General features: G+C 67.6%; 1 pseudogene. It reads right to left on the bottom strand.

The annotated features are described in order from the left end of the window. Positions 1 to 296 (bottom strand): annotated as a pseudogene (locus XcodCFBP4690_RS22205) (hypothetical protein); the annotation flags it as partial.

Below are 296 nucleotides of genomic sequence, written 5' to 3'. Positions count from 1 at the left end.
TTGGGCGAGGCGATACCCGCCACGCTGGCGGACATGTTCAACATCGCCGAGCTCATCGCACCCTGGCGGTCCAGGCGACGGTTCTGCCTGCGCAGACGGTCCTCGATATCGCCCTGGTAGCTTTCGAAGCTGTCGGCCATCGCGCTGTAGCGGCTGTCGGTGTAGCTGTTGGCCGCGGCAACCCCGCTGTCCAGCTGGCCCTTGTTGACCGCATCGGTGGCACGCGTACCGGCGGCCACATTGGCCACCTGACGCTCGCCGCCCACGCTGCCCACCGACACCGTATTGGCGCGGTC

It is taken from the genome of Xanthomonas codiaei, from assembly GCF_002939785.1.
Classification (GTDB): Bacteria; Pseudomonadota; Gammaproteobacteria; order Xanthomonadales; family Xanthomonadaceae; genus Xanthomonas; species Xanthomonas codiaei.
The sequence above is the reverse complement of the archived record's forward strand: the minus strand, read 5'-3'. Positions and strand labels throughout refer to the sequence as shown.